The organism is Micromonospora luteifusca (assembly GCF_016907275.1).
Classification (GTDB): Bacteria; Actinomycetota; Actinomycetes; order Mycobacteriales; family Micromonosporaceae; genus Micromonospora; species Micromonospora luteifusca.
In genome coordinates, this window is sequence record NZ_JAFBBP010000001.1 from 5,507,250 (window position 1) to 5,533,827 (window position 26,578).

General features: G+C 71.3%; 24 protein-coding genes. 19 read left to right on the top strand and 5 right to left on the bottom strand.

What is annotated here, in order from left to right:
* The first annotated feature begins 73 nt into the window (after positions 1 to 73).
* The 8 genes from ruvC to JOD64_RS25225 all read left to right on the top strand — a co-directional run bounded on the left by ruvC (position 74) and on the right by JOD64_RS25225 (position 9,645).
* Positions 74 to 601 carry a crossover junction endodeoxyribonuclease RuvC gene (ruvC, locus tag JOD64_RS25190; protein WP_204944506.1) on the top strand — a complete coding sequence of 176 codons (528 nt, stop codon included), beginning with the start codon at positions 74 to 76 and terminating at the stop codon, positions 599 to 601.
* The gene (gene ruvA, locus JOD64_RS25195; protein ID WP_204944507.1) at positions 598 to 1,200 is read left to right on the top strand and encodes a Holliday junction branch migration protein RuvA; all 603 of its coding nucleotides are present in this window, start codon (positions 598 to 600) and stop codon (positions 1,198 to 1,200) included. The genes ruvC and ruvA overlap by 4 nt, the downstream gene beginning before the upstream one ends.
* A gap of 102 nt (positions 1,201 to 1,302) precedes the next feature.
* Entirely contained in the window at positions 1,303 to 2,370 is a 1,068-nt protein-coding gene (gene ruvB, locus JOD64_RS25200) for a Holliday junction branch migration DNA helicase RuvB (RefSeq protein WP_204944508.1), read from the top strand.
* A 122-nt stretch (positions 2,371 to 2,492) separates the two neighbouring features.
* Positions 2,493 to 2,849, top strand: a complete 357-nt coding sequence (yajC, locus tag JOD64_RS25205; protein ID WP_239559642.1) for a preprotein translocase subunit YajC — start codon at positions 2,493 to 2,495, stop codon at positions 2,847 to 2,849.
* A 278-nt stretch (positions 2,850 to 3,127) separates the two neighbouring features.
* Positions 3,128 to 5,032: a protein translocase subunit SecD gene (gene secD / locus JOD64_RS25210; RefSeq protein ID WP_204944509.1), complete on the top strand. Its 1,905-nt coding sequence runs from the start codon at positions 3,128 to 3,130 to the stop codon at positions 5,030 to 5,032.
* Between the two features lies 1 nt (position 5,033).
* Positions 5,034 to 6,227, top strand: a complete 1,194-nt coding sequence (gene secF / locus JOD64_RS25215) for a protein translocase subunit SecF (RefSeq protein WP_204944510.1) — start codon at positions 5,034 to 5,036, stop codon at positions 6,225 to 6,227.
* A gap of 80 nt (positions 6,228 to 6,307) precedes the next feature.
* Positions 6,308 to 6,874, top strand: a complete 567-nt coding sequence (locus tag JOD64_RS25220) for an adenine phosphoribosyltransferase (RefSeq protein WP_204944511.1) — start codon at positions 6,308 to 6,310, stop codon at positions 6,872 to 6,874.
* 254 nt (positions 6,875 to 7,128) lie between these two features.
* Positions 7,129 to 9,645: a RelA/SpoT family protein gene (locus JOD64_RS25225; RefSeq protein WP_204944512.1), complete on the top strand. Its 2,517-nt coding sequence runs from the start codon at positions 7,129 to 7,131 to the stop codon at positions 9,643 to 9,645.
* A gap of 79 nt (positions 9,646 to 9,724) precedes the next feature.
* Here JOD64_RS25225 and JOD64_RS25230 read toward each other — a convergent pair whose 3' ends face one another.
* On the bottom strand, positions 9,725 to 10,567 hold the full coding sequence (locus JOD64_RS25230) for a peptidylprolyl isomerase (RefSeq protein ID WP_204944513.1): 843 nt from the start codon (positions 10,565 to 10,567) through the stop codon (positions 9,725 to 9,727).
* A 61-nt stretch (positions 10,568 to 10,628) separates the two neighbouring features.
* Positions 10,629 to 11,513, bottom strand: coding sequence for a peptidylprolyl isomerase (locus tag JOD64_RS25235; protein ID WP_204944514.1), 885 nt, complete (start codon positions 11,511 to 11,513; stop codon positions 10,629 to 10,631).
* 269 nt (positions 11,514 to 11,782) lie between these two features.
* On the opposite strand from JOD64_RS25235, the gene JOD64_RS25240 reads away from it, so the two are divergent.
* The 3 genes from JOD64_RS25240 (at position 11,783) to JOD64_RS25250 (ending at position 14,915) form a co-directional block, all read left to right on the top strand.
* A complete protein-coding gene (locus tag JOD64_RS25240; protein WP_204944515.1) occupies positions 11,783 to 12,502 on the top strand; it encodes an MBL fold metallo-hydrolase in 720 nt (239 codons plus the stop codon).
* A 71-nt stretch (positions 12,503 to 12,573) separates the two neighbouring features.
* Positions 12,574 to 13,902, top strand: coding sequence for a histidine--tRNA ligase (gene hisS, locus JOD64_RS25245; protein ID WP_204944516.1), 1,329 nt, complete (start codon positions 12,574 to 12,576; stop codon positions 13,900 to 13,902).
* A 77-nt stretch (positions 13,903 to 13,979) separates the two neighbouring features.
* Positions 13,980 to 14,915 (top strand): acyl-ACP desaturase, encoded by a 936-nt coding sequence (locus tag JOD64_RS25250; RefSeq protein ID WP_204946241.1) that lies wholly within the window; start codon positions 13,980 to 13,982, stop codon positions 14,913 to 14,915.
* 158 nt (positions 14,916 to 15,073) lie between these two features.
* Here the strand turns inward: JOD64_RS25250 and JOD64_RS25255 are convergent, their stop codons facing one another.
* Entirely contained in the window at positions 15,074 to 15,589 is a 516-nt protein-coding gene (locus JOD64_RS25255; protein ID WP_184184524.1) for a PaaI family thioesterase, read from the bottom strand.
* A gap of 55 nt (positions 15,590 to 15,644) precedes the next feature.
* On the opposite strand from JOD64_RS25255, the gene JOD64_RS25260 reads away from it, so the two are divergent.
* Positions 15,645 to 16,121, top strand: coding sequence for a winged helix-turn-helix transcriptional regulator (locus JOD64_RS25260; protein ID WP_204944517.1), 477 nt, complete (start codon positions 15,645 to 15,647; stop codon positions 16,119 to 16,121).
* A gap of 269 nt (positions 16,122 to 16,390) precedes the next feature.
* The gene (locus tag JOD64_RS25265) at positions 16,391 to 17,437 is read left to right on the top strand and encodes a S1 family peptidase (protein WP_204944518.1); all 1,047 of its coding nucleotides are present in this window, start codon (positions 16,391 to 16,393) and stop codon (positions 17,435 to 17,437) included.
* Positions 17,438 to 17,500: 63 nt separating this feature from the next.
* On the opposite strand, the gene JOD64_RS25270 is transcribed toward JOD64_RS25265, so the two are convergent.
* Entirely contained in the window at positions 17,501 to 18,214 is a 714-nt protein-coding gene (locus JOD64_RS25270) for a DUF998 domain-containing protein (protein ID WP_204944519.1), read from the bottom strand.
* Positions 18,215 to 18,369: 155 nt separating this feature from the next.
* Between JOD64_RS25270 and aspS the strand changes: the two genes are divergently transcribed.
* The 4 genes from aspS to JOD64_RS25290 all read left to right on the top strand — a co-directional run bounded on the left by aspS (position 18,370) and on the right by JOD64_RS25290 (position 23,222).
* Positions 18,370 to 20,175, top strand: a complete 1,806-nt coding sequence (gene aspS, locus JOD64_RS25275) for an aspartate--tRNA ligase (protein WP_204946242.1) — start codon at positions 18,370 to 18,372, stop codon at positions 20,173 to 20,175.
* A 217-nt stretch (positions 20,176 to 20,392) separates the two neighbouring features.
* Positions 20,393 to 21,244 carry a sugar nucleotide-binding protein gene (locus tag JOD64_RS25280; RefSeq protein ID WP_204944520.1) on the top strand — a complete coding sequence of 284 codons (852 nt, stop codon included), beginning with the start codon at positions 20,393 to 20,395 and terminating at the stop codon, positions 21,242 to 21,244.
* A gap of 65 nt (positions 21,245 to 21,309) precedes the next feature.
* Complete coding sequence (locus JOD64_RS25285; protein ID WP_204944521.1) at positions 21,310 to 21,924, top strand: ArsR/SmtB family transcription factor; 615 nt, start codon at positions 21,310 to 21,312, stop codon at positions 21,922 to 21,924.
* Entirely contained in the window at positions 21,924 to 23,222 is a 1,299-nt protein-coding gene (locus tag JOD64_RS25290; protein WP_204944522.1) for an MFS transporter, read from the top strand. Before JOD64_RS25285 ends, JOD64_RS25290 begins: the two co-directional genes overlap by 1 nt.
* Before the next feature lie 35 nt (positions 23,223 to 23,257).
* Here JOD64_RS25290 and JOD64_RS25295 read toward each other — a convergent pair whose 3' ends face one another.
* Positions 23,258 to 23,998 carry a GNAT family N-acetyltransferase gene (locus JOD64_RS25295; RefSeq protein ID WP_204944523.1) on the bottom strand — a complete coding sequence of 247 codons (741 nt, stop codon included), beginning with the start codon at positions 23,996 to 23,998 and terminating at the stop codon, positions 23,258 to 23,260.
* A gap of 139 nt (positions 23,999 to 24,137) precedes the next feature.
* Here JOD64_RS25295 and JOD64_RS25300 point away from each other — a divergent pair, with 139 nt between their 5' ends.
* Both JOD64_RS25300 and JOD64_RS25305 read left to right on the top strand, forming a co-directional pair.
* Positions 24,138 to 24,350, top strand: a complete 213-nt coding sequence (locus tag JOD64_RS25300; protein ID WP_204944524.1) for a hypothetical protein — start codon at positions 24,138 to 24,140, stop codon at positions 24,348 to 24,350.
* Positions 24,351 to 24,424: 74 nt separating this feature from the next.
* Positions 24,425 to 25,993, top strand: a complete 1,569-nt coding sequence (locus tag JOD64_RS25305; RefSeq protein WP_204944525.1) for a replication-associated recombination protein A — start codon at positions 24,425 to 24,427, stop codon at positions 25,991 to 25,993.
* Positions 25,994 to 26,578 lie beyond the last annotated feature (585 nt).

A 26,578-nucleotide genomic window follows, 5' to 3' on the forward strand; every position in this document is an offset into this window, starting at 1 on the left:
CGTGGGGCCGGTGGGAAGGGCGGCAGTTAGGGTGTCGAACACACGTACTGCTGACGGTGGGGGAGGGTGCGGCGTGCGGGTGTTGGGGGTGGACCCGGGGTTGACTCGGTGCGGGGTGGGCGTGGTCGAGGGTGTGCCCGGTCGTCCCTGCACTCTGATCGCCTACTACGTGGTCTACACCGACCCGGCCGACGACCTGTCGCTGCGCCTGCTGCACCTGGACCGGTCGCTGACCGACCTCGTCGCCGAGCACCAGCCGGAGAGCGTCGCCGTCGAGCGGGTGTTCAGCCAGCACAATGTGCGCACGGTGATGGGCACCGCGCAGGCCAGCGGCATTGCCGTGTTGGCCGGGGCGCGTGCCGGGTTGCCGGTGCAGACGTACACCCCGAGTGAGGTGAAGGCGGCCGTGACCGGGTCCGGTCAGGCCGACAAGGCGCAGGTGACCGCCATGGTGACGAGGCTGTTGCGGCTGGCCGAGCCACCGAAGCCGGCCGACGCCGCCGACGCGCTCGCCCTGGCCATCTGCCATGTGTGGCGCGGTGGGACCCGCTCCAAGCTGGCCGCGGCAGCCGACCGGGCACGACGAGGAGGAGCACGATGATCGCCAGCGTGCGCGGCACGGTGACCGCGACGGGTCCGGATCAGGCCGTGATCGAGGTCGGCGGTGTCGGCCTCGCCGTGCACTGTGCCCCGGGGACCCTCGCGGAGCTGCGGGTCGGCCAGGTCGCCCGGCTCGCCACCAGCCTGATCGTGCGGGAAGATTCGCTGACTCTCTACGGCTTCGCCGACGACGACGCCAAGTCACTGTTCGAGTTGCTCCAGACGGCCAGCGGGGTGGGTCCGCGGTTGGCGCAGGCGGTGCTGGCGGTGCACACCCCGGACGCGGTGCGCAAGGCGATCGCCAACGCTGACACGGCCGCGCTGACCCGGGTGCCCGGGATCGGCAAGAAGGGCGCCGAACGCCTGGTGCTGGAGCTGCGTGACCGGATCGGCCCGGTGCCGATCGGCGCCGACGGCGTGACCGGGGTGACCCGTGGAAGCTGGCCCGACCAGGTTCGGCAGGCACTTGTCGGGCTGGGCTGGACAGCTGGTCAGGCCGATCAGGCGGTGGCTGCCGTGGCGGAGACGATCGAGGGCGAGACGCCGCCGGTGCCGGTCCTGCTCAAGCAGGCCATCCGCCTGCTTGGCCGTACCCGATGAGCGCCCGGCCGCGAGCCCCGCAGTCGCGAATGAAGAGGGCACGATGAGCGCGAGGAGTGAGTCGGGTTTGCGAGCCCCGCAGTCGCGAATGAAGAGGGCACAGTGAGCGAGACCGACGGGCTTGTCTCGGCGTACGTCAGCGACGCGGATCGGGACGCGGAGGTGACGGTGCGGCCGAAGCGGCTGGCCGAGTTCATCGCCCAGGACCGGGTGCGCGATCAGCTCGACCTGTTGTTGCAGGGCGCGATGCGGCGGGGGTCGCCACCGGATCACATCCTGCTCTCCGGCCCGCCGGGGTTGGGCAAGACGAGTCTGGCCAACATCGTCGCCGCCGAGTTGGGCGCGGGCATCCGGGTGACCAGCGGCCCGGCGATCGAGCGTTCCGGGGATCTGGCGGCGATCCTGACCAGTCTCGCCGAGGGCGACGTGCTCTTCATCGACGAGATCCACCGCATCGCGCGGCCGGCCGAGGAGCTGCTCTACAGCGCCATGGAGGACTTCCGGGTCGACGTGGTGGTCGGCAAGGGGCCGGGGGCGACGGCGATCCCGCTGGACGTCGAGCCGTTCACCCTGGTGGGCGCGACGACTCGATCGGGTCTGTTGACGGGGCCGATGCGGGACCGGTTCGGCTTCGTCGCGCACCTGGACTTCTACGCCCCGGCGGATCTGGAGACGCTGTTGCACCGCTCGGCGCGGATTCTCGGCGTGCCGATCACGCCCGAGGGGGCGACCGAGATCGCCGGTCGGTCCCGGGGCACGCCGCGGATCGCCAACCGGCTGTTGCGCCGGGTCCGCGACTACGCGGAGGTCCGCGCCGACGGGGTGGTCGATCTCGACACCGCCCGTTCCGCATTGATCGTGTACGACGTGGACGCGCTCGGGCTGGATCGGCTGGACCGCGCGGTGCTGACGGCCCTGGTCGATTCGTTCCGGGGTGGCCCGGTGGGTCTGTCCACCCTTGCCGTGGCGGTGGGGGAGCAGCCGGACACGGTCGAGGAGGTCTGTGAGCCGTTCCTGGTCCGCGCGGGTCTGCTGGCCCGTACGCCTCGGGGGCGGGTGGCCACCGAGGCCGCCTGGCGCCATCTGGGGCGCACTCCACCAAATGGTATCTTTGGTACGGATAGTCCTGCTGTGCCCGATCTGTTCTCCTTGGACACCGAACAGCCGTGATGTGAACGTGATCTGTGCCGCATTCGGTGTTCTCAGGTGCAGGGTTTAGACTTCGCCGCGGTCTGTACAGGACGTGAGAATCCGCCTCCGCTCCGGCACCCCATGTGCCGGGCAGGTGGCCAATGGGAAGGTCAGTAACCGTGCAGTACTTAGCAGCGGGCAGCGGAGCCGGCGGTTTCACGCCGATTCTGATGATCGCCCTGCTCTTCGGCGTCATGTATTTCATGATGATCCGGCCCCAGCAGAAGCGCCGTCGCGAGGCGGAGTCGATGCAGTCCAACCTCGGCCCTGGCGACGAGGTCGTGACCATCGGCGGGCTCTACGGCACGGTCACCGGCATCGAGGACGACACCGTCCTGATCGAGGTCGCTCCGGGCGTGCAGACCCGCTACGCCCGCCCGGCCATCGCGCGCGTGGTCACCCGCGCGGAGCTGCCGAGCGAGCCGGTCACCGAGGACGCCGACACCGTCAAGGACTGACCCCTTCTCCCGGGGGTGGCGAAAACCGGCGTACGGCCGGTCGACCGGCTTCCGGGTCACCGCGCCCGACGGGGCAGCGGACGAGACGTGAAAACTGGATAGTTGGGTCGACGCCGGACATCGGCACGATCCCGTGACCGTCGGCGTTCCGCGCCGGTGTGTCCGGTCCTCGTGTCGGCATCTCGTCGGCTCAGGTCAGACCCGTCGGCCGGGACCCCCGGCCCGACACCGCCGCCGCTGCGCACAGCGGCGCGACCGTACAGGGAGACAGGACAGCCGTGGCACCACCTCAGGGACAGATGCGCCCCGGGCGGCAGCTCGCCGTGCTCGGGTTCATCTTCGTGGTCCTCTATCTTCTGGTGTTCTTCTCTGGTGCCAGCGGCAGCTTGAAGGACCGGCTCGAGCCCAAGCTCGGCCTGGACCTCATCGGCGGCACCCGGATGACACTGGAGGCGACCAACAGCGTCGACGGCAAGCCTCCGACGGCGGAGAACCTCGAGGAGGCCCGCCAGATCATCGAAAGCCGGGTCAACGCGTTCGGCGTGGCCGAGGCCGAGGTGGTCACCGAGGGCAACCGGAACATCGTCATCTCCCTGCCCGGTGAAAACCGGGACCTCACCGACGTGGGCAGCGCCGCCGAGTTGCGCTTCCGCAAGGTGCTCAAGGGTGCCGACGGCAGCGGAACGGCCGCCGTGCCGCCGCCGGCCGCGACGCCGGCCCCGTCGGGCAGCCCGGCCCCGTCCGGCAGCGCCACTCCGACTCCGTCCGGCAGCGCCGCGCCGAAGGTGACCTCGTCGCCCAGCGGCGGTCAGGGCGGGATGGCCCCGGCGTCGCCCAGCGCCACGCCGACCCCTTCCGCGTCCGCCTCGGCCACGCCGAGCGCCGCGCCCAGCGCCAGCGAAGAGCCGGTGCCGGCCAGCATCGAGGAGCAGCGCAAGGCCGTCGAGCAGAAGGTCGGCGCCCCGGCCTGGCAGGCCGCGACCGGGCTGCAGGCCCCCGCCGACCTGACCGCCGACCCGTCGCTGGCTGACAAGCTCAAGCCGTTCGGCACGCTGTCGCCGCAAGAGGTCGCGGTGCTGCCGGCGCAGATGCAGTTCAACGTGCCGACCATCGGCTGTGCGCAGCTCGACAAGCGCCCCCCGGCGTCGATCTCCGACCCGAAGCAGCAGGTCGTCTCCTGCGAGGACGGCGCCTCCAAGTACCTGCTCGACCAGGCCAAGGTCGAGGGCACCGACGTGGACGACGCCGACGCGGTGCTCGACCAGACCAACTCCTGGGTGGTCAGCCTGGACTTCTCGGGCGATGGCCAGGGCAAGTGGACCGCGCTGACCCGTGAGGCGTTCAACAACGAGGGTCAGGCCTGCGACGCGACCGCGCTGGGTCAGGACGGCAAGTGCCGGGTGGCCGTGGTGCTCGACAACGAGATCGTCTCCTCGCCGGAGATCCAGGGCGTGCTGACCGGCAATTCCCAGATCACCGGCAACTTCACCCAGAAGGACGCCAGCGCGCTGGCCAGCCAGCTCCGCTACGGCGCGCTGCCGGTGACCTTCGAGCCGCAGGAGTCGCAGAACGTCACCGCCACCCTGGGCGCCAGCCACCTGCGGGCGGGTCTGCTCGCGGCCGGCATCGGCATGCTGCTGGTCATCATCTACGCGTTCTTCTACTACCGGCTGCTCGGCTCGGTGATCTTCCTGAGCCTCATCCTCTCCGCGCTGCTGGTCTTCGGCGCGCTGGTGGTGCTCGGCCGGCAGATCGGCTTCACGCTCACCCTCGCCGGCATCGCCGGCATGATCGTCTCGCTAGGTGTGGCGGCGGACTCGTTCGTCATCTACTTCGAACGGTTGAAGGACGAGATCCGGGAGGGGCGCAGCCCGCGTAGCGCGGTGCCCCGTGCCTGGATCCGGGCCCGCCGGACGATCATCTCGGCCAACGCGATCACCCTGCTCTCCGCGGTGGTGCTCTACGTGGTCTCGGTCGGCACGGTCAAGGGCTTCGCCTTCGCCCTCGGTCTGGCCACCGTGCTGGACCTGGTCGTGGTCTTCCTCTTCCGGCACCCGATCATGACGATGTTCGCCCGGACCCGGGCGTTCCTGTCCCCGCGGGTCAGCGGTCTGGGTCGGGCGCTTCCGGCCCGTAACCAGCAGCAGACTCAGCCCCGTAACCCGCGCGCCAAGGAGGCCTGAGATGGCTCAAAACGGTCTGGCGAGCCGCCTCTACAACGGCGAGGCTGGTCTCAACGTCGTCGGCCGCCGCAAGCTCTGGTTCAGCGTCGCCGGCGTCCTGATCCTGATCGCGCTCCTCAGCTTCGGGCTGCGCGGCTTCAGCCTCGGCATCGAGTTCGCCGGTGGCAACTCGTTCCAGGTGCCGGCCAGCGTCGGCACCCTGGAGGACGCCGAGCGGGAGGTCAACTCCGCCCTCGCCGCCCAGAACACCGGCATCGAGGTGGCCACCGCACAGAAGGTCGGCGGCACCGGCGGCGACACCTACGAGCTGCGCACTCCGCAGCTCAGCGCCGACCAGACCACCGCGGTCAAGGGTCAGATCGCCGAGGACCTCGGCATCAACGCGGACCAGATCAGCGGCAACCAGGTCAGCGAGGCGTGGGGCAGCCAGGTCACCTCGCGGGCCTTGCTCGGTCTGGTCATCTTCATCGCGCTGGTGATGGTCTACCTGATCCTGCGTTTCGAGTGGCGGATGGCGGTCGCCGCGGTCGCGTCACTGTTCACGAACCTGATCCTCACCGCCGGCATCTACTCGTTGGTCGGCTTCGAGGTCACCCCGTCGACGATCATCGGTTTCCTCACGATCCTGGGCTTCGCGCTCTACGACGTGGTGGTGGTCTTCGACAAGGTCCAGGAGAACACCCGGGGCATCACCGCCAACAACAACCAGACGTACGGCGAGGCGGCCAACCTGGCCGTCAACCAGAGCCTGATGCGGTCACTGAACACCTCGGTGGTCGCCCTGCTGCCGGTCGGTGGTCTGCTCTTCATCGGTGCCGGCCTGCTCGGCGCCGGCACGCTGAAGGACCTCGGCCTGGTGCTGTTCGTCGGTATGGCGGTCGCGTTCCTCACCTCCATCCTGGTGGCCACGCCGCTGCTGGCACTGCTGAAGAACTACGACCCGCGGATCCAGGCGCACAACAAGCGCGTCCTGGCCCGCCGGGGCGCGCTCGCCCGCGGCGAGGTCACCGGGAAGGGCGCCGTGGGTCCGGCCCCGGCCGACGCGACCGATGAGCCGCTCGACCCGGATGCCGCCGCGTTGGCCGGTGCCGCTCCCAAGGTGGGCGCTCGGCCGGCGGGCAAGCGGCCGACCGGTACCCGGGGCGGTCGCCCGGGTGGCGGGGGCAACCGGCCGGGTGGCGCCAAGCGGCGCTGACCCGCCAGGAAACACCCGAACGGCGTCCGGCATGCTGTGCGTGCCGGACGCCGTCGTCGTTGAAGGGAAACGAAACAGCCGTGACGGAGACCCACAGCACCGCGGCGCGCGGGGACAGCGGCCCGGAGGCCGCCCGACTGGTGGCCAGCCGGGTGCTGGACGTGCCCGACTTCCCCAAGCCCGGCGTCATGTTCAAGGACCTGATGCCGTTGTTCGCCGACGGGAAGGCCTTCCGTGAGGTGACCGACGGGATCGTCGCGTACCACGGGCGGGACACCTTCGACGTGGTGGTCGGCATCGAGGCGCGCGGGTTCGTCGTTGCCGCGGCCATCGCGTACGCCGCCGGGGTGGGCGTGGTGCCGGTACGCAAGGCCGGCAAGCTGCCCCGCGCGGCGCACTCGGTCTCCTACGCCCTCGAATACGGCGAGGCCACCCTGGAGGTGCACGAGGACGCGTTCACCGCCGGGCACCGGGTGCTGGTGGTCGACGACGTGCTGGCGACCGGCGGCACCGCCGAGGCGACACTGGACCTGGTCGAGCGGGCCGGCGGGACCGTCACCGGTTTCACCGTGCTGTTGGAGCTCGGCTTCCTGGGCGGGCGGAAGCGGCTGGCCCCGCGATCCGTCCATGCTCTGTTGACCGTCTGAACCGGTCGGGGCCCTGTTGACGGGTTGAACCGGTCGGGGTCCTGTTGACCCGTTTGAACCGGTCGGTACCCTGCTGACCGTTTGACCCAGCGTCGTCGGGCGGAGCTCGCGCCGACCGTCCGGCGGAGCGGCAGGGGACCGTGCGTGCGGGTAGCATTGCCCTTTGCTGACGCCGGCGGTACACCGTCCGGCGGCGCGCGACCAGGCCGGCCGATGTTCGGTCGGTGTGTTTCCGGCGAGCGGTGAGGAGGCCGGTGTCCCACGATGTCGTCCCTCCGGCGGAGGGCACGGTGCACCCGACAGGCGACGCTGACGGCTCGGTGACCGACCGGACAGGCGACGCGCCGGCCCGGGTGACGGGCAACGGTTCCGGCAAAGCGGCGGGCGAGAGCGCGGTGCGTCCGACCAGCGGCCCGCCGAGCGCCGAGGCGTCCCCCGGCGCCGATGGGGTGGTGGTGCCGTTCCCGAGCGACGCCGGCGTCGATTCGTCGCCGAGCGGTGGCTTCGGGCTGTCCAACGCGCCCACCGGCCGGCGGGTCCGGGCCCGGCTGGCCCGGTTCAACGCGCCCTGGCAGACCTCGCAGGTCAGCGAGGTGCTGGAGCCGCTCATCGCGAGCCACCGTGACAATCACCCCAAGGCAGACGCCCGACTGCTCCAGCGCGCCTTCGACACGGCCGCGCGGTGGCACTCCGGGCAGTACCGCAAGTCCGGCGACCCGTACATCACCCACCCGCTCGCGGTGGCGACCATCCTCGGCAACCTGGGGATGGACACCACCACGCTGGTCGCCGCGTTGCTGCACGACACCATCGAGGACACCGAATACACCCTCGACGCGATGCGCGCGGACTTCGGTGGCGAGGTCGCCCTGCTGGTCGACGGCGTCACGAAGCTGGACAAGGTCAAGCTCGGCGATGCGGCCAAGGCCGAGACGATTCGCAAGATGGTCGTGGCGATGGCCAAGGACCCGCGGGTGCTGGTGATCAAGCTGGCCGACCGGTTGCACAACATGCGCACCCTGACGTTCCTGCCTCGCCCCAAGCAGGAGCAGAAGGCCAAGGAGACACTGGAGATCCTGGCTCCCCTCGCGCACCGACTCGGTATGAACACGATCAAGTGGGAGCTGGAGGATCTCTCCTTCGGCACGTTGTTCCCGAAGCGCTACGAGGAGATCAACCGGCTGATCGGGGAGCACCAGCCGCAGCGTGAGGCGTTGCTGCGGCAGGTGACGCAGAAGGTGCAGACCGACCTGAAGGCCGCCAAGATCAAGGCGGAGACCACGGGGCGGCCGAAGCACCTCTACTCGATCTACCAGAAGATGATCGTGCGGGGTCGTGACTTCAACGACATCTACGACCTGGTGGGCGTACGGATCCTGGTCGACACGGTGCGCGACTGCTACGCGGCGCTGGGTGTGATCCACGCCAACTGGCAGCCGGTGCCGGGCCGCTTCAAGGACTACATCGCGATGCCCAAGTTCAACATGTACCAGTCGTTGCACACGACGGTCATCGGGCCCACCGGCAAGCCGGTGGAGATGCAGATCCGCACGTACGCGATGCACCGCACCGCGGAGTTCGGCATCGCCGCGCACTGGAAGTACAAGGAGCACAAGGGCACCCAGATCGTCGGCCCGCCGGCGCACATCGACGAGATGACCTGGCTGCGGCAGTTGCTCGACTGGCAGCGGGAGGCGGCCGACCCGAGCGAGTTCCTGGACGCGCTGCGCTTCGACCTGTCCAGCCAGGAGGTGTACGTCTTCACCCCGAAGGGTGACGTCATCCCGCTGCCGACCGGGTCGACGCCTGTGGACTTCGCGTACGCGGTGCACACCGAGGTGGGGCACAAGTGCATCGGGGCGCGGGTCAACGGCAAGTTGGTGCCGTTGGAGTCGACGCTGTCCAACGGCGACGTGATCGAGATCTTCACCTCGAAGTCCGAGACCGCCGGCCCGACTCAGGACTGGCTGGGCTTCGTCAAGAGCCCCCGCGCCCGGACGAAGATCCGCCAGTACTTCAACAAGGAGCGGCGCGAGGAGGCGATCGAGGCCGGCAAGGACGCGATCGTCAAGGCGATGCGTAAGCAGGGCATGCCGTTGCAGCGGATGCTCACCTCCGACGCTCTCATGTCGATCGCCCGGGACCTGCACCTGGCCGACGTGGCCTCGCTCTACGCGGCGGTCGGCGACAGTCAGGTCTCCGCGCAGTCGGTGGTGCAGAAGCTGATGGCCGCGTACGGCGGCGAGGAGGGCGCGGCGGAGGACATCGCCGAGACCGCCGTCGCCACCCGGCCTCCGCGTAGTCGGCAGAGCAGCAACGACCCCGGTGTCGTGGTCCGGGGCGTCAGCGACGTCTGGATCAAGCTGGCCCGCTGCTGCACCCCGGTCCCACCGGATTCGGTGTTCGGTTTCGTCACCCGCTCCGGCGGTGTGAGCGTGCACCGCGACGACTGCGCCAACGCCGAGGACCTGCGCGCGCAGAGCGAGCGGGTGGTCGAGGTGAGTTGGAAGCTCACCTCCGCCTCGACGTTCCTGGTCGCCATCCAGGTCGAGGCACTGGACCGGCACAAGCTGCTGGCCGACGTCACCCGGGTGCTCTCCGACGAGCGGGTCAACATCCTCTCCGCCACCGTCACCACCACCCGCGACCGGGTGGCGGTGAGCCGGTTCAGCTTCGAGATGGCCGACCCGAAGCACCTGGGCCACCTGCTTGCCACGGTCCGCAAGGTCGACGGCGTCTTCGACGCGTACCGCGTCACCTCTGGCGCCTGACCCCTCCCCACCCCGCGCACCTCGGACACGGAAGCGCCCGCCGGCTCAGCCGGCGGGCGCTTCGTCGTCTGCTCGGGCGTCAGCCCTGCGGCGCGCTCATCGCGAGGTCCTTGATGACGACCTCCTTCTTCGGGTGGCCACCACCGGCCTGCTGGGCGAACGCCCCGTCGTCGCCGGCCTTGGCCACGTCCTTGACGATGTCCAGGCCACCGGTGATGGTGCCGAGGACCGTGTACGCGGGGTCCAGCGGCGAATCGCCGTAGACGATGAAGAACTGGCTGCCGGTGCTGCCCGGCTGGCCGGAGTTGGCCATCGCGATGACACCCTCCGGGTACGGCGGGCGCTTGTCGGTGGGCAGGTTCTCCTCGGGCAGGCGGTAGCTCGGGCCGCCCTGGCCGTCGGTGTCCCGCCAGCCGTTGCCGGTGGCGCTCGGGTCACCGCACTGCAACACCTTGATGCCCTCGGTCACGAGGCGGTGGCACTTGGTGTTGTCGAAGAAGTTCTTCTCCGCGAGGTAGCTGAAGCTGCCCGCCGTGCAGGGCACCAACGACCGGTCGACCTTGGCGGTGATCGGGCCCAGGTTGGTGTCGATCGTCATGGTCTGCACGCCGGTGCCGGACTGCTCGTTGCTGGGCAGCCCGACGTCCTTGATCTGCGGGGGCCGCTGGTCCGTGGGCAGCGCGTTGTACACGCACTCGGAGGCGCCGGCCGCCGCGGTGTTGGTGGCGGGCTTGTCGTCGTCGTCGCCGCCGAGGGTCACCGCCAGCCAGACGGTGCCGGCGACCACGAGCACCAGAACGGCGCCCGCGCTGATGATCGCCTGCGTCTGCCGACGCTTGCGGGCCTTGCCCGCGCGCTCGGCCATCTCCTTCTCGAGCCGGGCGCGTGCCGCCGCGCGCTGCCGCTCTCTGGTGGACGTCACGCCTGGATCCTCCTGGCTGTCTGCTGCTGGGTGCCGCTTCTGGGTGGGTGGTGGCGGCCGGTCAGCCGGCGCTCGGGCTGCTGGCCGGGGCGCCGGAGGCCGACGGTGCCGGTGCCGCACCGGTGACCGGCTCACCGACGGTCAGGGTCTGGATCGTCACGTCGGTGCTGGGCTTGACCTTGGCCCCGGTCCCATTGTCCACGGTCGGCAGGGCGCCGATTTTTTCCACCACGTCGAGCCCGCCGGTCACCCGGCCGATGACCGGGTACTTCGGGTCGGTGGTGGTGAAGTCCTTGAAGAAGATCAGGAACTGGCTGCCGTTGTTGCCCGGCGGGTTGGCGATCATCGCCACGGTGCCCTTCGGGTACGTCGGCGGCTGGCCGGGGGCCGGGCTGGCCGACGGTGACGCCGACGGCACGGTCGGCAGCTCCTCGTCGTAGAACGAGTAGGTCGGCCCACCGAGGCCGGTGCCGCTCGGGTCGCCGCAGCGCAGCGCGCCGTCGGCGGTGATCTCGTGGCACTTGGTGTTGTCGTAGAACGACCGGCTCGCCAGGTGGGCGATGCTCGCCGCCGCACAGGGCGAGTTGGTCAGGCTCAGCTCCGCGGTGATCGGCGCGCCCTGGTTGGTGGTCACGGTCATCGCCCGCGTGCCCTCGGTGGGCAGATCCTTGGTCGCCGGCGTGCCGACGTCCTTGAGGTTGGTGTTGGCCGTCGCGTCCTGCGGCGTCCAGAGGCAGGTTTCCTCCGCGGCCGTGTTCTGCTTCTGGTCGGAGTCGAACGCCCCGAGCGCCCAGGCCGAGCCCGCCACGACCAACACGAGGATCAGGGCGGCACCGACACCGGCCTGGATCTGCCGACGGCGCCGCGTGGCGGCGGCCCGGCGAGCCAACTGCCGGTCGAGCTTGGCACGCGCCAGTTTGCGCTGCCGGTCCCTGCTGGAAGCCACCCGTGCTCCCCTTTCCTCTACCTGGTCGTCGCCGGCGGCCGGGCGTCCCGGCCCGTCCTGGCGTCACGTGTGCCGCGCCACACGCCCGCCAGAGTGTACGGCTAGCGACTGAGAATGTGGTGTACGAGGTCCACCCCGTCCCGAGCAGCGCTTATCGGGCGTTGTCACTGTGCTCCGCGGGGCGCGAGGGACGGACGCGGCAAACTCGCTCGGCACGCCCGTTAGGCTGCTCGGGAGACGACAGCTGCTCGACGGAAAGGACAGCGCCCGTGCTCGTGGCCGGCTTTCCCGCGGACGCCTTCGGCACCAACTGCTACGTGGTCGCCACCGCGCCGGGGGAGCAGTGCGTGGTGGTCGACCCCGGCATCGGGGTGCTCGACCAGCTCGACGCGCTACTCGCCGAGCACCGCCTGCATCCGGCCGCCGTGCTGCTCACCCACGGCCACCTCGACCACACCTTCTCGGTCGCGCCGGTCTGCGGTGCGCGTGGCATCACCGCCTACGTGCACCCGGGTGACCGGGAGATGCTGGCCGACCCGTCCAAGGGTCTCTCGGCGGACCTGACGGCGCTCTTCGGCGGTCGGCTGAGCTACACCGAGCCGGATGACGTGGCGGAGCTGACCGACGGCGCCACCCTCACCCTCGCCGGCCTGGAGATCGCCGTCGACCATGCCCCGGGCCATACCGGCGGGTCGGTGCTGTTCCGGCTGCCGGGTGCCGGTTCGAGCTGGGAGGCTGACGAGCTGTGCCTCTCCGGTGACGTCCTCTTCGCCGGGTCGATCGGCCGCACCGACCTGCCGGGCGGGAGCATGCCGGCCATGCTCACCAGCCTGCGCGACAAGATCCTCCCGCTGGCCGACGACACCGTCGTGCTGCCCGGCCACGGCCCCAGCACCACCATCGGCCGCGAGCGCGCCAGCAACCCGTACCTCATCGAGGTGGCGCAGGTCGGCGGCGGCCGACCGGCGGCACCCACCCGGGGCCTCTAGACCTTCTCCGCGCCGCGCGCGGACCCACGACACCACCGCGCCGCGGGCGCGGAACCGCAAGGAGTACGCCGATGAGCAAGCCCACGCCCATCTCCGGTTTCCCGGAGTGGACCCCCGGCCAGCGGATGGTCGAGCAGTTCGTGCTCGGGAAGATCCGGGACACCTTCGAGCTGTACGGCTTCGCGCCGCTGGAGACCCGCGCGGTGGAGCCGCTGGACCAGTTGCTGCGCAAGGGCGAGACCTCGAAGGAGGTCTACGTGATTCGGCGGCTGCACGCCGACGCCGAGGGTGCCGGGGGTGACGACCAGCTCGGCCTGCACTTCGACCTGACCGTGCCGTTCGCCCGGTACGTGCTGGAGAACGCCGGCAAGCTCACCTTCCCGTTCCGCCGCTACCAGATCCAGAAGGTGTGGCGGGGGGAGCGGCCGCAGGAGGGGCGCTACCGGGAGTTCGTCCAGGCCGACATCGACATCGTCGACCGGGACACCCTGGCGCCGCACCACGAGGCGGAGATGCCGCTGGTCATCGGGGACGCCCTGCGGTCGCTGCCGATCCCACCGGTGACGATCCAGGTGAACAACCGCAAGATCTCCGAGGGCTTCTATCGGGGCATCGGGTTGACCGACCCGGAGGCGGCGCTGCGGGCGATCGACAAGCTCGACAAGCTCGGTCCGGCGAAGGTGGCCGACCTGCTGGCCCAGACCGCCGGGGCGAGCGAGGCCCAGGCCAAGGCGTGCCTCGCGCTGGCCGAGATCTCCGCCCCGGACGCCTCGTTCGCCGACGCCGTCCGGGCGCTCGGGGTGAGCAACCCACTGCTCGACGAGGGCCTCGAGGAACTGGTCCGGGTGGTGGAGACCGCCGCCGAACACTCGCCCGGCCTCTGCGTGGCCGACCTGCGCATCGCCCGCGGCCTGGATTACTACACGGGCACCGTCTACGAGACCCAGCTGCGCGGCTACGAGCGGTTCGGCTCGATCTGCTCCGGCGGCCGGTACGACAACCTGGCCAGCGCCGGCGCCACCTCGTTCCCCGGGGTGGGGATCTCGATCGGGGTGACCCGACTGCTCGGGTTGCTCTTCGGTGCGGGTGAGCTGTCCATCTCCCGTTCGGTGCCCACCTGTGTCCTGGTGGCGTTGGCCGACGAGGAACACCGCCCGGCCAGTGGCCGGATCGCGGCGGCGCTGCGGGGGCGTGGCATCGCCACCGAGGTCTCGCCGACCGCGGCGAAGTTCGGCAAGCAGATCCGCTACGCCGAGCGCCGTGGCATTCCGTACGTCTGGTTCCCGGGTGCCGACGGGGCACCGGACGAGGTGAAGGACATCCGGTCCGGTGCGCAGGTCACGGCCGGTGCCGAGGAGTGGATGCCACCTCTGGAGGACCTCAAGCCGGCGGTCAGCTGAGTCTCCCCACTGGCGCGTACGGCCGCGGGGACCTACGGTAGCGTAAGTTACGCCACCGTAGGGAGTTTCTCGTGACCATGAGCACCACACTGAGCCAGACCGCGCTCCTCGTCGAGTTGGAGCCGGTGGTTGCCCGCAACCTCGACCGTCACCTCTCGCTGGCCAAGGAGTGGTTCCCGCACGAGTACGTGCCGTGGAGCGAAGGGCGGACCTTCGACGGGCCGCTCGGCGGCGAGGCGTGGTCGCCGACGGACTCCACCATCCCCGACGTGGCCCGCACCGCGCTGATCGTCAACCTGCTGACCGAGGACAACCTGCCCTCGTACCACCACGAGATCGCCACCCTGTTCGGCCGGGACGGCGCATGGGGTACCTGGGTGCACCGGTGGACCGCCGAGGAGGGTCGGCACGGTGTCGCGATCCGCGACTACCTGACCGTCACCCGGGCGGTCGACCCGGTGGCGTTGGAGCGGGCCCGGATGACGCACATGTCCGAGGGCTACACCAACGCCCACGGCGACGAGGTGCTGCACTCGCTGGCGTACGTCTCGTTCCAGGAGTTGGCCACCCGGATCTCGCACCGCAACACCGGCAAGGCCACCGGCGACCCGGCCTGCGAGGCGCTGCTGGCCCGCGTGGCCGCCGACGAGAACCTGCACATGGTCTTCTACCGCAACCTGCTCGCCGCCGCGTTCGAGCTGGCCCCGAGCCAGGCCATGCGGGCCGTTGCCGACGTGGTGGCCGACTTCCAGATGCCGGGTAGCGGCATCGACGGTTTCGCCCGCAAGTCGGTGGCGATCGCCCTGGCCGGCATCTACGACCTGCGCCAGCACCGCGACGAGGTGCTGCAGCCGGTGCTCCGCCAGTGGGACGTCTTCAACGTGACCGGCCTCGACGCCGACGGCGAAGCCGCCCGCGAGCAGCTGGCCAGCCAGCTGGAAACCCTGGACCGCGCCGCGAGCCGCTTCGAAGAGAAGCGCGACGCCCGAGCAGCCCGCCTCTCCCTCCGCTAACCCCAACCGGCCCCCTACCCCCCACCCCCACCCCGCCCCACCCCCGCCCCCTCCCGCGTTGATCATGACGTTATTGCCACTCGCATCGGCGTGTCAGGGCAATAACTCCATGATCAACGCGGGAAGGGGCGGGGGGAGGGGGAGGGGGGTCAGAGGGGTCAGGGTTGGGGTTCTTGGGGGAGTAGTAGGCAGGTGCTGGTCGCGTGGGCGATCAGGCGGGAGCGGGCGTCGGTGATGCGGGCTTCGGCCAGAGCCGTGCGGCGGCCGCGTTGCAGCACCGTTCCCTCGCAGCGCAGGGTGCCGCTGTCGACCGTGACCGGGCGGAGGAACTTCACGTTGAGGTCCAGCGAGGTGTAGCCGACGCCGGCCGGCAGGGTGGTGTGCACGGCACATGCCGCAGCGGTGTCCAGCAGCGTCGAGAGGACGCCACCGTGGACGCTGCCGAGCGGGTTGTAGTGGAACTCCTGCGGGGTCAGCTCGACGACGACCCGACCTTCGTCGGCTTCCATCCGGGCCATGTCGATGAGGTGCATCACCGGTGGCGCGGCCAGTTCGCCGGCGATCATCGCCCGGAGCATGTCGATGCCGCTGCGTCGACCGACCTGGGCGGCGTTGGCCGCCGGGTCCGCCCAGGTGAAGGTACGGCTGCGCGCCGGTTCCTGCGTCTGCGTCATGGACGCAGCCTGGCAGCCGCTTGCTGAGTCTGTCAATGAGACTTAGCCTGGTCGGATGCGACCCGCGGCACTGGACTGGTCGGTGGAGAACTGCACCATCGCCCGCGCGATGGAGGTTCTCGGTGAGCGGTGGACCCTGGTGGTGCTCCGCGAGGTGTTCACCGGCGTACGCCGCTTCGACGACATGCGGGTGCGCACCGGCATTCCGCGTCAGGTGCTGACCAACCGACTGACCACCCTGGTGCAGCAGGGCGTGCTGAGTCGCGAGCCGTACCGGGAGCCGGGCAGCCGGCTGCGCCACGAGTACCGGCTGACGGAGAAGGGCCTGGACCTGTGGCCGGTGCTGGTCGCCGTGCTCGGGTGGGGCGACCGGTACCTCGCGGACGCGGAGGGCTCGCCCGTGAGCGTGGGTCATCGCGACTGCGGAGCCCAGGTGCGCGTCGAGCTGCGATGTGCCGACGGGCACGAGGTGGGTCAGGTGCGCGACGTGGTGCCCCGCCCGGGTCCAGGCGCCCGCCGCCGTACCCCCTGACGCGCGGCACCCGCACCCGTCCAAGACATCGACGAGAGTCCGTTCCGTTGGCCGATTCGGTGTGACGGTGCTTGTTCGTCAACGTGTCAGGGGTGTTGCGGCGATGTGGCCGGCCAAGATCGGCTAATCCGGGCGGAACCAAGTCTTGTTAAGGATCTTAAGTATGTGAATACTTCACTTCATTCGGCCGGTTTCCCCAGATCGGCCGGGTTGCCATCGGGTCAGCCGACCTCGGCGAGACCCGCTCCCCCGCCCAGGAGGTTTGTTACATGCGACCCACGAGGTCCTCATTCCGCGTTGCGGCCACAGTCGCCGTTTCCGGAAGCCTGGTCGTCGGCGCGCTCATCGGCGCACCCGCCCAGGCCGCTCCCGCCGCCTCGCCCGACGCCGCCGCCGCGCTCTCCGCGGAACTCGGCGACCGCTCCGCCGGCTCGTACATCGACGCCAGCGGAAGGTCCGTCGTCACGGTGACCGACGCGGCTGCCGCCAGCAAGGCGAGCAAGGCCGGCGCTGTCGTCCGTTACGTCACCCGCGGTGCCGCCGAGCTCAACCGGGCCACCGCCGACCTGGAGCGCTCCGCCAAGATCCCGGGCACCGCCTGGTGGAGCGACCCGGTCACCAACCAGGTTGTCGTCTCCGTCGACAGCACCGTCACCGGCGCCAAGCTGGAGCGGGTCAAGGCTGCCGCCGCGCGGGCCAACGGCGCGGTCCGGGTCGAGGCCGAGGCCGGCGTGCTGAGCACCCGGATCTCCGGTGGCCAGGCCATCTACGCCGGTGGGGGCGGGCGCTGCTCGCTCGGCTTCAACGTGCGCAGCGGCAGCACCTACTACTTCCTGACGGCCGGGCACTGCACCAACATCTCGGCCAGCTGGTACTCGAACTCGGCCCAGACCGCGCTGATCGGCACCCGTACCGGCACCAGCTTCCCGGGCAACGACTACGGCATCGTGCGCCACAGCAACTCGGCCAACGCCGCCGGCAACGTCTCCCTCTACAACGGCAGCTACCGGGACATCACCGGCTCCGGCAACGCCTCCGTCGGCCAGTCGGTGCAGCGCTCCGGCAGCACCACCGGCCTGCGTAGCGGTTCGGTGAACGCGACCAACGCCACGGTGAACTACGCCGAGGGTTCGGTCTCCGGCCTGATCCGCACCAACGTCTGCGCCGAGCCGGGCGACAGCGGCGGCTCGCTGTTCAGCGGCGGCACCGCCCTGGGCATGACCTCCGGTGGTAGCGGCAACTGCCGCACCGGTGGCACGACGTACTTCCAGCCCGTCACCGAGGCCCTGAGCCGCTACGGCGTCAGCGTCTTCTGATCGATCCACCGCACGCGGGCCGTCGGATCATTCCGGCGGCCCGCGTCGCGCGCGGGGCCCGCCTCACGCGAGCCGATCGGGCCCGTCCGCTGGTCGCAGGGGATCCGGGGGTACGACGCCAGGCAGCGCCGGACCGACGGAGGTGGTGCCTCTGGTGGCCCAGGCGACGTGCGCTCGGCGGGCCGAGAGGACCGCCAGCAACGGCCAGAGCGACACGGCTACCGCCGTCACCCGCTCGGCCAACCCGGTGCGGGACCCACTGGTCACCTCGAACGCGCTCCACCCGAAGAGGGCGAGCAGCACGAGCGTGGCACCGAGCCCCACGGTGCGGCGGAACGCCCACGGCAGCTGCGCGGCGTCCGGGTGCGTGGCGTCCGGGCCGCGGGGCAGCCGCAACGCCGAGCCGGCCGGCCACAGCGCCAGGGCGAGGACGGCCACCGTCGCCGCGATGCCGTGGCTGAGCGAACCACCGACCGGCGGCCGGGGAAACGCGACAAGCGCGATGGTCGCCACCCCACCGACTGCCAGCAGGAAACGGCTGGGCAATCCGGCCGCGTGCAACACGGCAGCGACCGCCAGATAGCAGCAGCCGAGCAGCACCAGGGCACCAACCATGATCCAGGCGTCGGTGGCGTCCTGCCCCGCCAGCTCGCTGATGGTGTCCCGGATCGGGTCGTACCCGGCGGGTTGCCGGGCCTGCGCGACCGTCCAACCGGTCACCAACAGCAGGGGTGCGGCCGCCGCGGTGGCGACGGCCCAGTTCGGTACGGCGCGCATTTCGCCACGTTAACCGGCACGACTGCCGGCTGACCCGGGTTCGCCGGTCCACCCCACCAGCGAATCGCGCCGGCCTGCCGGGTGCCCCGGAGGCGGGACGGCCACCCCTGACAGAATGCGGGTGAGGACTGTTCCACGATGAGGAGTTGCCAGCCGTGATCCGTACCCACAATGCCGGAAGCCTGCGCGCCGCGGACGCCGGCTCGACGGTGACGCTCGCCGGCTGGGTGGCCCGCCGACGCGACCACGGCGGGGTCATCTTCGTCGACCTGCGCGACGGTTCCGGCGTCGTCCAGGTGGTGTTCCGCGAGGAGGACGCGCACGCGCTGCGCAACGAGTTCTGCGTGAAGGTCGTCGGCGAGGTGACCCGCCGGCCGGCCGGCAACGAGAACCCGGAGCTGCCCACCGGTGAGGTCGAGGTGACCGTCACCGAGCTGGAGGTGCTCTCCGAGGCGGCGCCGCTGCCGCTGCCGGTGGACGACCAGGTCGAGGCCGGCGACGACATCCGGCTCAAGTACCGCTACCTGGACCTGCGCCGCAGTGGCCCGGCGAACGCGCTGCGGCTGCGTTCGCGCGCCAGCCACCTCGCCCGGGGTGTGCTGCACGAGCGGGACTTCCTGGAGATCGAGACGCCGACGCTGACCCGGTCGACGCCCGAGGGTGCCCGCGACTTCCTGGTGCCGGTGCGGCTGCAGCCCGGCAGCTGGTACGCGCTGCCGCAGTCGCCGCAGCTGTTCAAGCAGCTGCTGATGGTGGGCGGCATGGAGCGGTATTACCAGATTGCCCGCTGCTACCGCGACGAGGACTTCCGCGCCGACCGGCAGCCCGAGTTCACCCAGCTCGACATCGAGATGTCCTTCGTCACCGAGGACGACGTGATCGACCTTGGTGAGGCGATCGTCTCGACGCTGTGGAAGGACCTGGCCGGGCACGAGATCTCCGGGCCGATCCCGCGCATCACCTGGCACGACGCCATGGCCCGGTACGGCTCCGACAAGCCGGACCTGCGTTACGGAGTCGAGCTGACCGAGCTGACCGACTATCTGCGCGGCACCGCGTTCCGGGTGTTCGCCGGTGCGATCGACGCGGGCGGTTACGTCGGCGCGGTCGTGATGCCGGGCGGCGCGGCGCAGAGCCGCAAGGAGCTGGACGGCTGGCAGGACTGGGCCAAGGCGCGCGGCGCACGCGGCCTGGCGTACGTGGTCCTGGACGCCGAGACCGGTGAGGCGCGCGGCCCGGTGGCCAAGAACCTCTCCGCCGAGCACCTGGGCGGGCTCGCCGACGCGGTCGGCGCCAAGCCGGGCGACGCGGTCTTCTTCGCCGCCAGCACCACCACCCGGGAGGCGCAGGAGCTGCTCGGCGCGGCCCGGGTCGAGATCGCCAAGCGGTCCGGCCTGATCGACGAGAGCGCCTGGGCGTTCTGCTGGGTGGTCGACGCGCCGATGTTCGAACGCACGGACGAGGGCGGCTGGACGGCCGTGCACCACCCGTTCACCTCGCCGAACGCCGAGTGGGTGGACCGGTTCGAGGAGGCCCCGGACCGGGCCCTGGCGTACGCGTACGACATCGTCTGCAACGGCAACGAGATCGGTGGCGGCTCGATCCGTATCCACCGGGGCGACGTGCAGAAGCGGGTCTTCGACCTGCTCGGCATCACGCCCGAGGAGGCGCAGGACAAGTTCGGCTTCCTGCTGGAGGCGTTCAAGTACGGCGCCCCGCCGCACGGCGGCGTCGCCTTCGGCTGGGACCGGGTGTGCATGCTGCTCGCCGGGGCCGACTCGATCCGTGAGGTCATCGCCTTCCCGAAGACCCGGGGTGGGTTCGACCCGCTGACCAGCGCGCCGACGCCGATCACCGCCCAGCAGCGCACCGAGGCCGGCATCGACGCCAAGCCCAAGCCCCCCGCCACCGCCCACACCGGAACGGCCGGCCCAGCGGCCCCGGTAGCCGACCCGGTCTAACCCTTCTCACCTCCCGGTCCGGTCCGGTCCGGCGCATGATCGACTTCATATCGCCGATGTTGCGGTGTCCGGCTGCTCGGATGCCGCGATGTCGCCGATATGGAGTCGATCACGACCGCCTGGTCAGCTCCGGCCGCACGACGCACGACGCACGGACGCGGGCCGCACGACGCGCACACGTCGGGGCCCGCGCTCCGGCGTGTCGCTCGTTAACCTCATGATCGACGTAGGCGGCGTGGTGGGGGAGTGGGTCGGCGTGCGGGTGCTTGTTGTTGGGGGTAGTGGGCTACTCGGGCGCGAGGTTTGTCGGCGGGGCGTCGACGCCGGGTTGTCGGTGGTTGGGACGTTCCACTCCGGTGAGATCGTTGTGCCGGGCGTCGCGGCGCGGCGGTTGGACGTGACCGACCGGGCCGCCGTGCGCACGCTTGTCGCCGAGGTGCGGCCGGACGCGGTGGTCGGGACCCCATACCGGTACGGCGACTGGGCGGTCACCGCCGACGGGGCGGCACACGTGGCGGTCGCCGCCGCCGAGGTGGGTGCCCGGTTGGTGCACGTGTCCAGCGACGCCCTGCACGCCGGCCGTCCCACGCCCTACGCCGACGACGATCCACCCACTCCCGTGCACGCGTACGGCGCCGCGAAGGCGGCGGCGGAGACCGCCGTGCGGGCGATCGATCCGGGCGCGGCGCTGGTGCGTACCTCGCTGATCCTGGGGGAGGGCAGCAAGCAGATCCAGCTCTGCCGGGACGCGTTCGCCGGTCGGGCCGCCCTGTTCACCGACGAGTTCCGCTGCCCGGTCGACGTCACCGACCTGGCCGACGCCGTACTGGAACTGGTCGCCTCGTCGTACGCGGGTCTGCTCAACGTGGCCGGCCCCGATGCCGTGAGCCGGGCCGACCTGGGCCTGCTGGTCGCCGAGCGGTTCGGCCTGGACGCGGCCGGGCTCAAGACCACCACCGGGGTCGCCGTCGGCCTGTCCCGCCCCCTCGACGTACGCCTCGACTCCGCTCGCGCCGTCGGCCTGCTGCGCACGCGACTGCGGGGAGTGCGCGAACTCCTGGCACCCTGAGCGCATTGCACACTTCCTGTGCATAACTCTTGTGCACAGGAAGTGTGCAGAGATAGTGTGCTGTCATGGCGAACGACGAAGTGACCCCGCGGCCAGCACCGCGGGAGGTACGGATCGACAGGCGGCAGGTCCGGGTGCTGGCGCACCCGCTGCGGATGCGGCTGGTCGGAGCCCTGCGCGTGAAGGGACCCGCCACCGCCACCACCCTGGCGGAGCTGCTCGGCACCAACACCGGCGCGACCAGCTACCACCTGCGCCAACTCGCCGAGGTTGGGCTGGTCGTCGAGGATCCCGACCGGGGCGGTGGGCGGCAGCGCTGGTGGCAGGCCGCACACGACGTCACCAGCTGGGATCCGAGCGACTTCGACGACGACCCCGATGCCCGGGCCGCGATCGAGTGGATCCAGGGCGACCAGGTGCGTCTCCTGGTCGACACCGCCGACCACTGGTTCGCCAACCAGCACGAGTGGTCGCCCGCCTGGCGGGACGGCTTCGGCATGAGCGACATCGTCCTGACCATCCCGCCGGCCCGGCTGGAGGAACTCAAGACGGAGATGTGGCAGCTGCTGGAGCGATACCACCGCGAGGCCACCGCCGCTGACTCCGCTGATTCCGTCGACCCGGAGGCCCGCCCGGTGCAGGTCTTCATGGCCGCCTACCCGTTGCGCGAGGGCCTCTAATGAGCGCTCTATCCGTACGTCAGGTCCGGCGTCGCTACCTGACGCTCTACGGCCTGCGCTGGCTGCCCACGGGTCTGATGATCCCGGTGATGATCCTGCTGATGCAGGAGCGCGGCCTGTCGCTGCCGCAGATCGGCCTGGTCGGCACCGCGCAGGGGCTGCTCGTACTCGCACTGGAGCTGCCGACCGGCGGCCTCGCCGACGCCCTCGGTCGCCGACCGGTGCTGCTCGCCGCCGGAGCGCTCAACCTCGCCTCGCTGGCGCTGTTCGCGGTGGCCGACTCGTTCGCGCTGTTCTTTCTGGTCTGGGCGTTGCAGGGGGTCTACCGGGCGTTGGACAGCGGCCCGTTGGAGTCCTGGTACGTGGATGCGACCCTGGCTGCCGACCCGGAGGCCGAGTACGAGCGGGGCCTCGGCTATGCCGGCACCGTCGCCGGCGGTGCCATCGGTGCGGGTGCCCTGCTCAGCGGTGGCCTGATCGCGCTCGGTCCGATCGGGCCGGTCACCGCGCTCACGGTGCCGGTGCTGGCCGCGATCGTCGCGCAGGCGGTCGCGCTGGTCACACTGCTCGTTCTGCTGGTCGAGCAGCGACCGGCCACCAGACTCGGGGCGGTGCGGGCCTCGGTGGTCCAGGCGCCCAGGATGATCGGCCAGGCGGTCGGGCTCCTGCGCCGCTCCCGGGTGCTGCTGGCCCTGGTGACGGTGGAGCTGTTCTGGGGCTTTGGCATGGTCACCTTCGAGTCGCTGCTGCCGGTTCGGCTCGCCGAGGTGATCGGCAACCCGGAACGCGCCGCCGCGCTGCTCGGACCGGCCAATTCGGCTGCCTGGCTCGCCTCGGCTGCCGGCGCGGCACTTACCCCGCTGCTGCTGCGCTGGCTGGGCGCCGCGCCCGGCGCGGCCCTGCTGCGCATCCTGCAGGGCGTGACGGTGGTCGGGATGGGGCTGTTCGCCGGGCCGGTCGGCGTGCTGGTGGCCTACCTGGCCTGCTACGCCGTGCACGGCGCGTCCAACCCGCTGCACAGTGGCCTGTTGCACCGGCAGGTCGACGGCCCGTACCGGACCAGCGTGCTGTCACTGAACTCGATGATGGCGCAGCCGGCCGGCGCGCTCGGCGGGGTGGTCCTGACGGCACTTGCCGCCGCCACCAGCGTCGGCACCGCGATGGTGGTCGGCGCGGTGGTGCTGGCCCTCGCCGCTCCGCTCTACCTGCCCGCCTGGCGGGCCGGCCGCCGGGTCGCCGTGGATCCGATCGACCCACCCGTGACCCCCGCACCCGCCGAGCAGCACGCGAGTCAATAGCCGTCGAGCGGCACGGGAGCCGTCGGGAAGGCCGATCAGGCGAGGCGGATCGAGGTCAGATGGTGGGTGTTGGTGAAGCCGAGCCGCCGGTAGAGGCGTACCGCACCGACGTTGTCCGGGTAGACGCCGAGCCCGACGGTGTCGTGGCGGGCCAGCAGCGCCCGGGTCATTCCGGCGGTGAGCGCCGCGCCCAACCCTCGTCCTCGCTGGTCGGGAGCGACGGTCAGGCCGGCGAGGAAGCCGATGTCGCCCCGACTGCGGTCCGCCCCGCACGCCACGAGTCGGCCGCCGGCGCGGATGCCGTACCAGTCCACCACCCGCGGGTCGCCGGGACGGGAGGTGGAGGTCGGGAACGCCTCGTCGATCAGCGCCTCCAGCGCCGGGTTGTCGGCCCCGGTGAGTCGTACGACCCGCTGCTCGTCCGGCTGCTCCGGTGGGGGCGTGCCGGTCCAGAGGAAGTCCCAGTCGTCGTGCCGGCTCACCGTCAGTCGACCCGACAACAGCTCACGGCCGTGCCGGGGCAGGTGCAGCGGCTGCCCCGGGCGCAGCACCCCGTCGGCGACCAGCGCGGCACAGATCTCGATCGCCGGCTCGGCCGGGCCGATCGCGTCGCCGCCGTTGCTGTGCTCGGGCGGAAACACCCAGAGCACCGCACCGTCGCGCTGGTAGCCGCGCGCCTCCAGGCCACGCCAGAGCACCGCCCTGGCGTACGGGTGGTGGCCGGCGGCGGCCAGGACGGCGTCCCGGCCCTGCAGCACCCGGTCGATGATGATCATGGTGTCGAGCTTAGGAGCTGGGCACGGGGGCGACCGTGAGGGGGCACCCGACATACCCGATCCATGGTGGAGATTGGCGAGCCGACCGATTGGGTACATCACGCGCCGACCTACTGGGAACCCCCACCGGAGGACCGACATGCTCGCCATTCTCGCTGCCATCGTCTTTGGCTTCGCCCTGCTGCTCGACCTGCTCAACACAGACTTCGGAGCACCCGACCTGTTCAACTGGAACACTCTCGTGCTCATCGGGCTGCTCCTGCTCTCGCTCTACCTGGGTGGCGTGGGCAACGGCCCGCGCGGCGGTGGCGGCGGCCGTTGGTACCGGGGTCGGCGCCCCGGGCGTGGCTGACCGGAACCGATCACCGGTGGCGGGCCCGCGGCGCGATTCCGGCGTCGTGGGTCCGGCCCGGTACTGTCTTCGTGATGGAGTCCGACGCCCTCTTCTCCCTCGGTGAACCCGCCGGGCCGCGCAGCGCGCCCGACGGTCCCGCCGGTGTCGACGGCTTCACTGCGGTGGCCGACGACTCGCCCCTGCCCGTCCGGATGCGTCCGGTCACCCTCGACGAGTTGGTCGGGCAGAACCACCTGCTCGCCCCCGGTGCCCCACTGCGGCAGCTGGTCTCCGGCGGCGCCCCGATGTCGGTGATCCTCTGGGGCCCGCCGGGCAGCGGCAAGACCACCATCGCGCACCTGGTGGCCGGGGCGACCGATCGCCGCTTCGTCGCCATGTCGGCGCTCTCCGCCGGCGTCAAGGACGTGCGGGCGGTGATCGAGACGGCCCGCCGCCAGCGCCGCTCGGGCGGCCCGCAGACGGTGCTCTTCATCGACGAGGTGCACCGGTTCAGCAAGACCCAGCAGGATTCGCTGCTCGCCGCGGTCGAGGACCGTACGGTCACGTTGCTGGCGGCGACCACCGAGAATCCGTACTTCTCGGTCATCTCTCCGCTGCTGTCGCGATGCGTGCTACTCACCCTGCAACCGCTGGACGACGAGGCGGTGCGGGGCCTGCTGCGCCGCGCGGTCGTCGACAAGCGTGGCCTGGACGGCCTGCTCGCCCTGACCGCCGAGGCCGAGGACCATCTGGTCCGGCTCGCCGCCGGTGACGTCCGCAAGGCCCTCACCGCGCTGGAGGCGGCGGCGGCCTCCGCCACGGCGCTCGGCGGCGGGCAGATCGACCTGGCCACCGCCGAGCAGGCGGTCGACGTGGCGGCGGTGCGCTACGACCGCGACGGCGACGCCCACTACGACGTGGTCAGCGCGTTCATCAAGAGCATGCGCGGCTCGGACGTGGACGCCGCGGTGCACTGGTTGGCCCGCATGCTGGTCGCCGGTGAGGACGCCCGGTTCATCGCCCGCCGTCTGGTCATCTTCGCCAGCGAGGACGTGGGCATGGCCGACCCCGGTGCCCTGAGCGTCGCCACCGCCGCCGCGCACGCCGTCGAGTACGTCGGGCTGCCCGAAGCACAGCTCAACCTGGCCCAAGCGGTGATCCACCTGGCCACCGCGCCCAAATCGAACTCGGCCACCACCGCCATCGGCGCCGCGATCGCCGACGTCCGGGCGGGTCGCGGTGGCCCGGTGCCGCGTGGGCTGCGCGACGCGCACTACGCCGGTGCCCGAGGGCTGGGCCACGGCACGGGCTACCGCTACCCGCACGACGACCAGCGCGGCGTGGTCACCCAGCAGTACGTCCCGGACGACCTGGTGGGCACCGACTACTACCAGCCCAGCCCGCACGGCGCGGAACGTGCGGTGGCCACCCGGCTGCCGCTGCTGCGCCGGATCGTGCGTGGCCTGCCGGCCGCGGCGGCCCGTCCGGAGACTCCGCCATCCGCGCCGTCGGTAACGGCGCAGACCGCATCCGAGCCGTCGGTAACGGCGCAGACCGCATCCGCGCCTTCTGACGAGATCGGTCACCCGACGACGGGCGCGGGCGCCCCCGGCACGACGCAGGACAGCGGCGCTGACGCCGCAGGAGAGGGTCAACAGTGAGATCGCGTGGTGGGGACCGCCCGGACGAGGGCCCGGACGAGCGGCGCGATCCCCGCGCCAAGGCGCGCCGCTGGGGTCGAGGGCGGGCAGCCGAGGCTGAGCCGGAGGAGCCGGTCGCCGGCGAGGAGTTCGGCTGGATCGACGATCTTCGGTCGGCCAAGCAGGAACGCACCGAGCTGGGTCCGGACGGCGCCCCGGCACAGCCCGACCGCCCCCGCGGCGGTACGCCCGCGGAACCCGCCGGGCGCCGTCCGGGTGCGCCGGCGGAGTCGGCCGGTGCGCGCGGAGGTGGGCCGGTGCCGCCGGAGGCCTCGGCGCCGCCTGCCCCGCGCCCGAGCGACCCGGGCGGTGCCGCCCCACGCCGCGGAGTCGACGGCCCGTGGCCGGGGGAGACGCCGCCAGCGGGCCGCCGCCCGGACGACCGGTCACCCGCCGCTGGCCCCGTTGCCCCCAGCCAGGGCAAGCCGACGCGTCGCGGTGTGCAGCCGGCGGCTGGCGCCCGCGCCGCCGTACCGCCGTCGCCACCCGCCGCCCGCCCGGTCGGCGGCGACCCGGCCAGCCCGCAGGGGCCTCGCCCGACTCCCG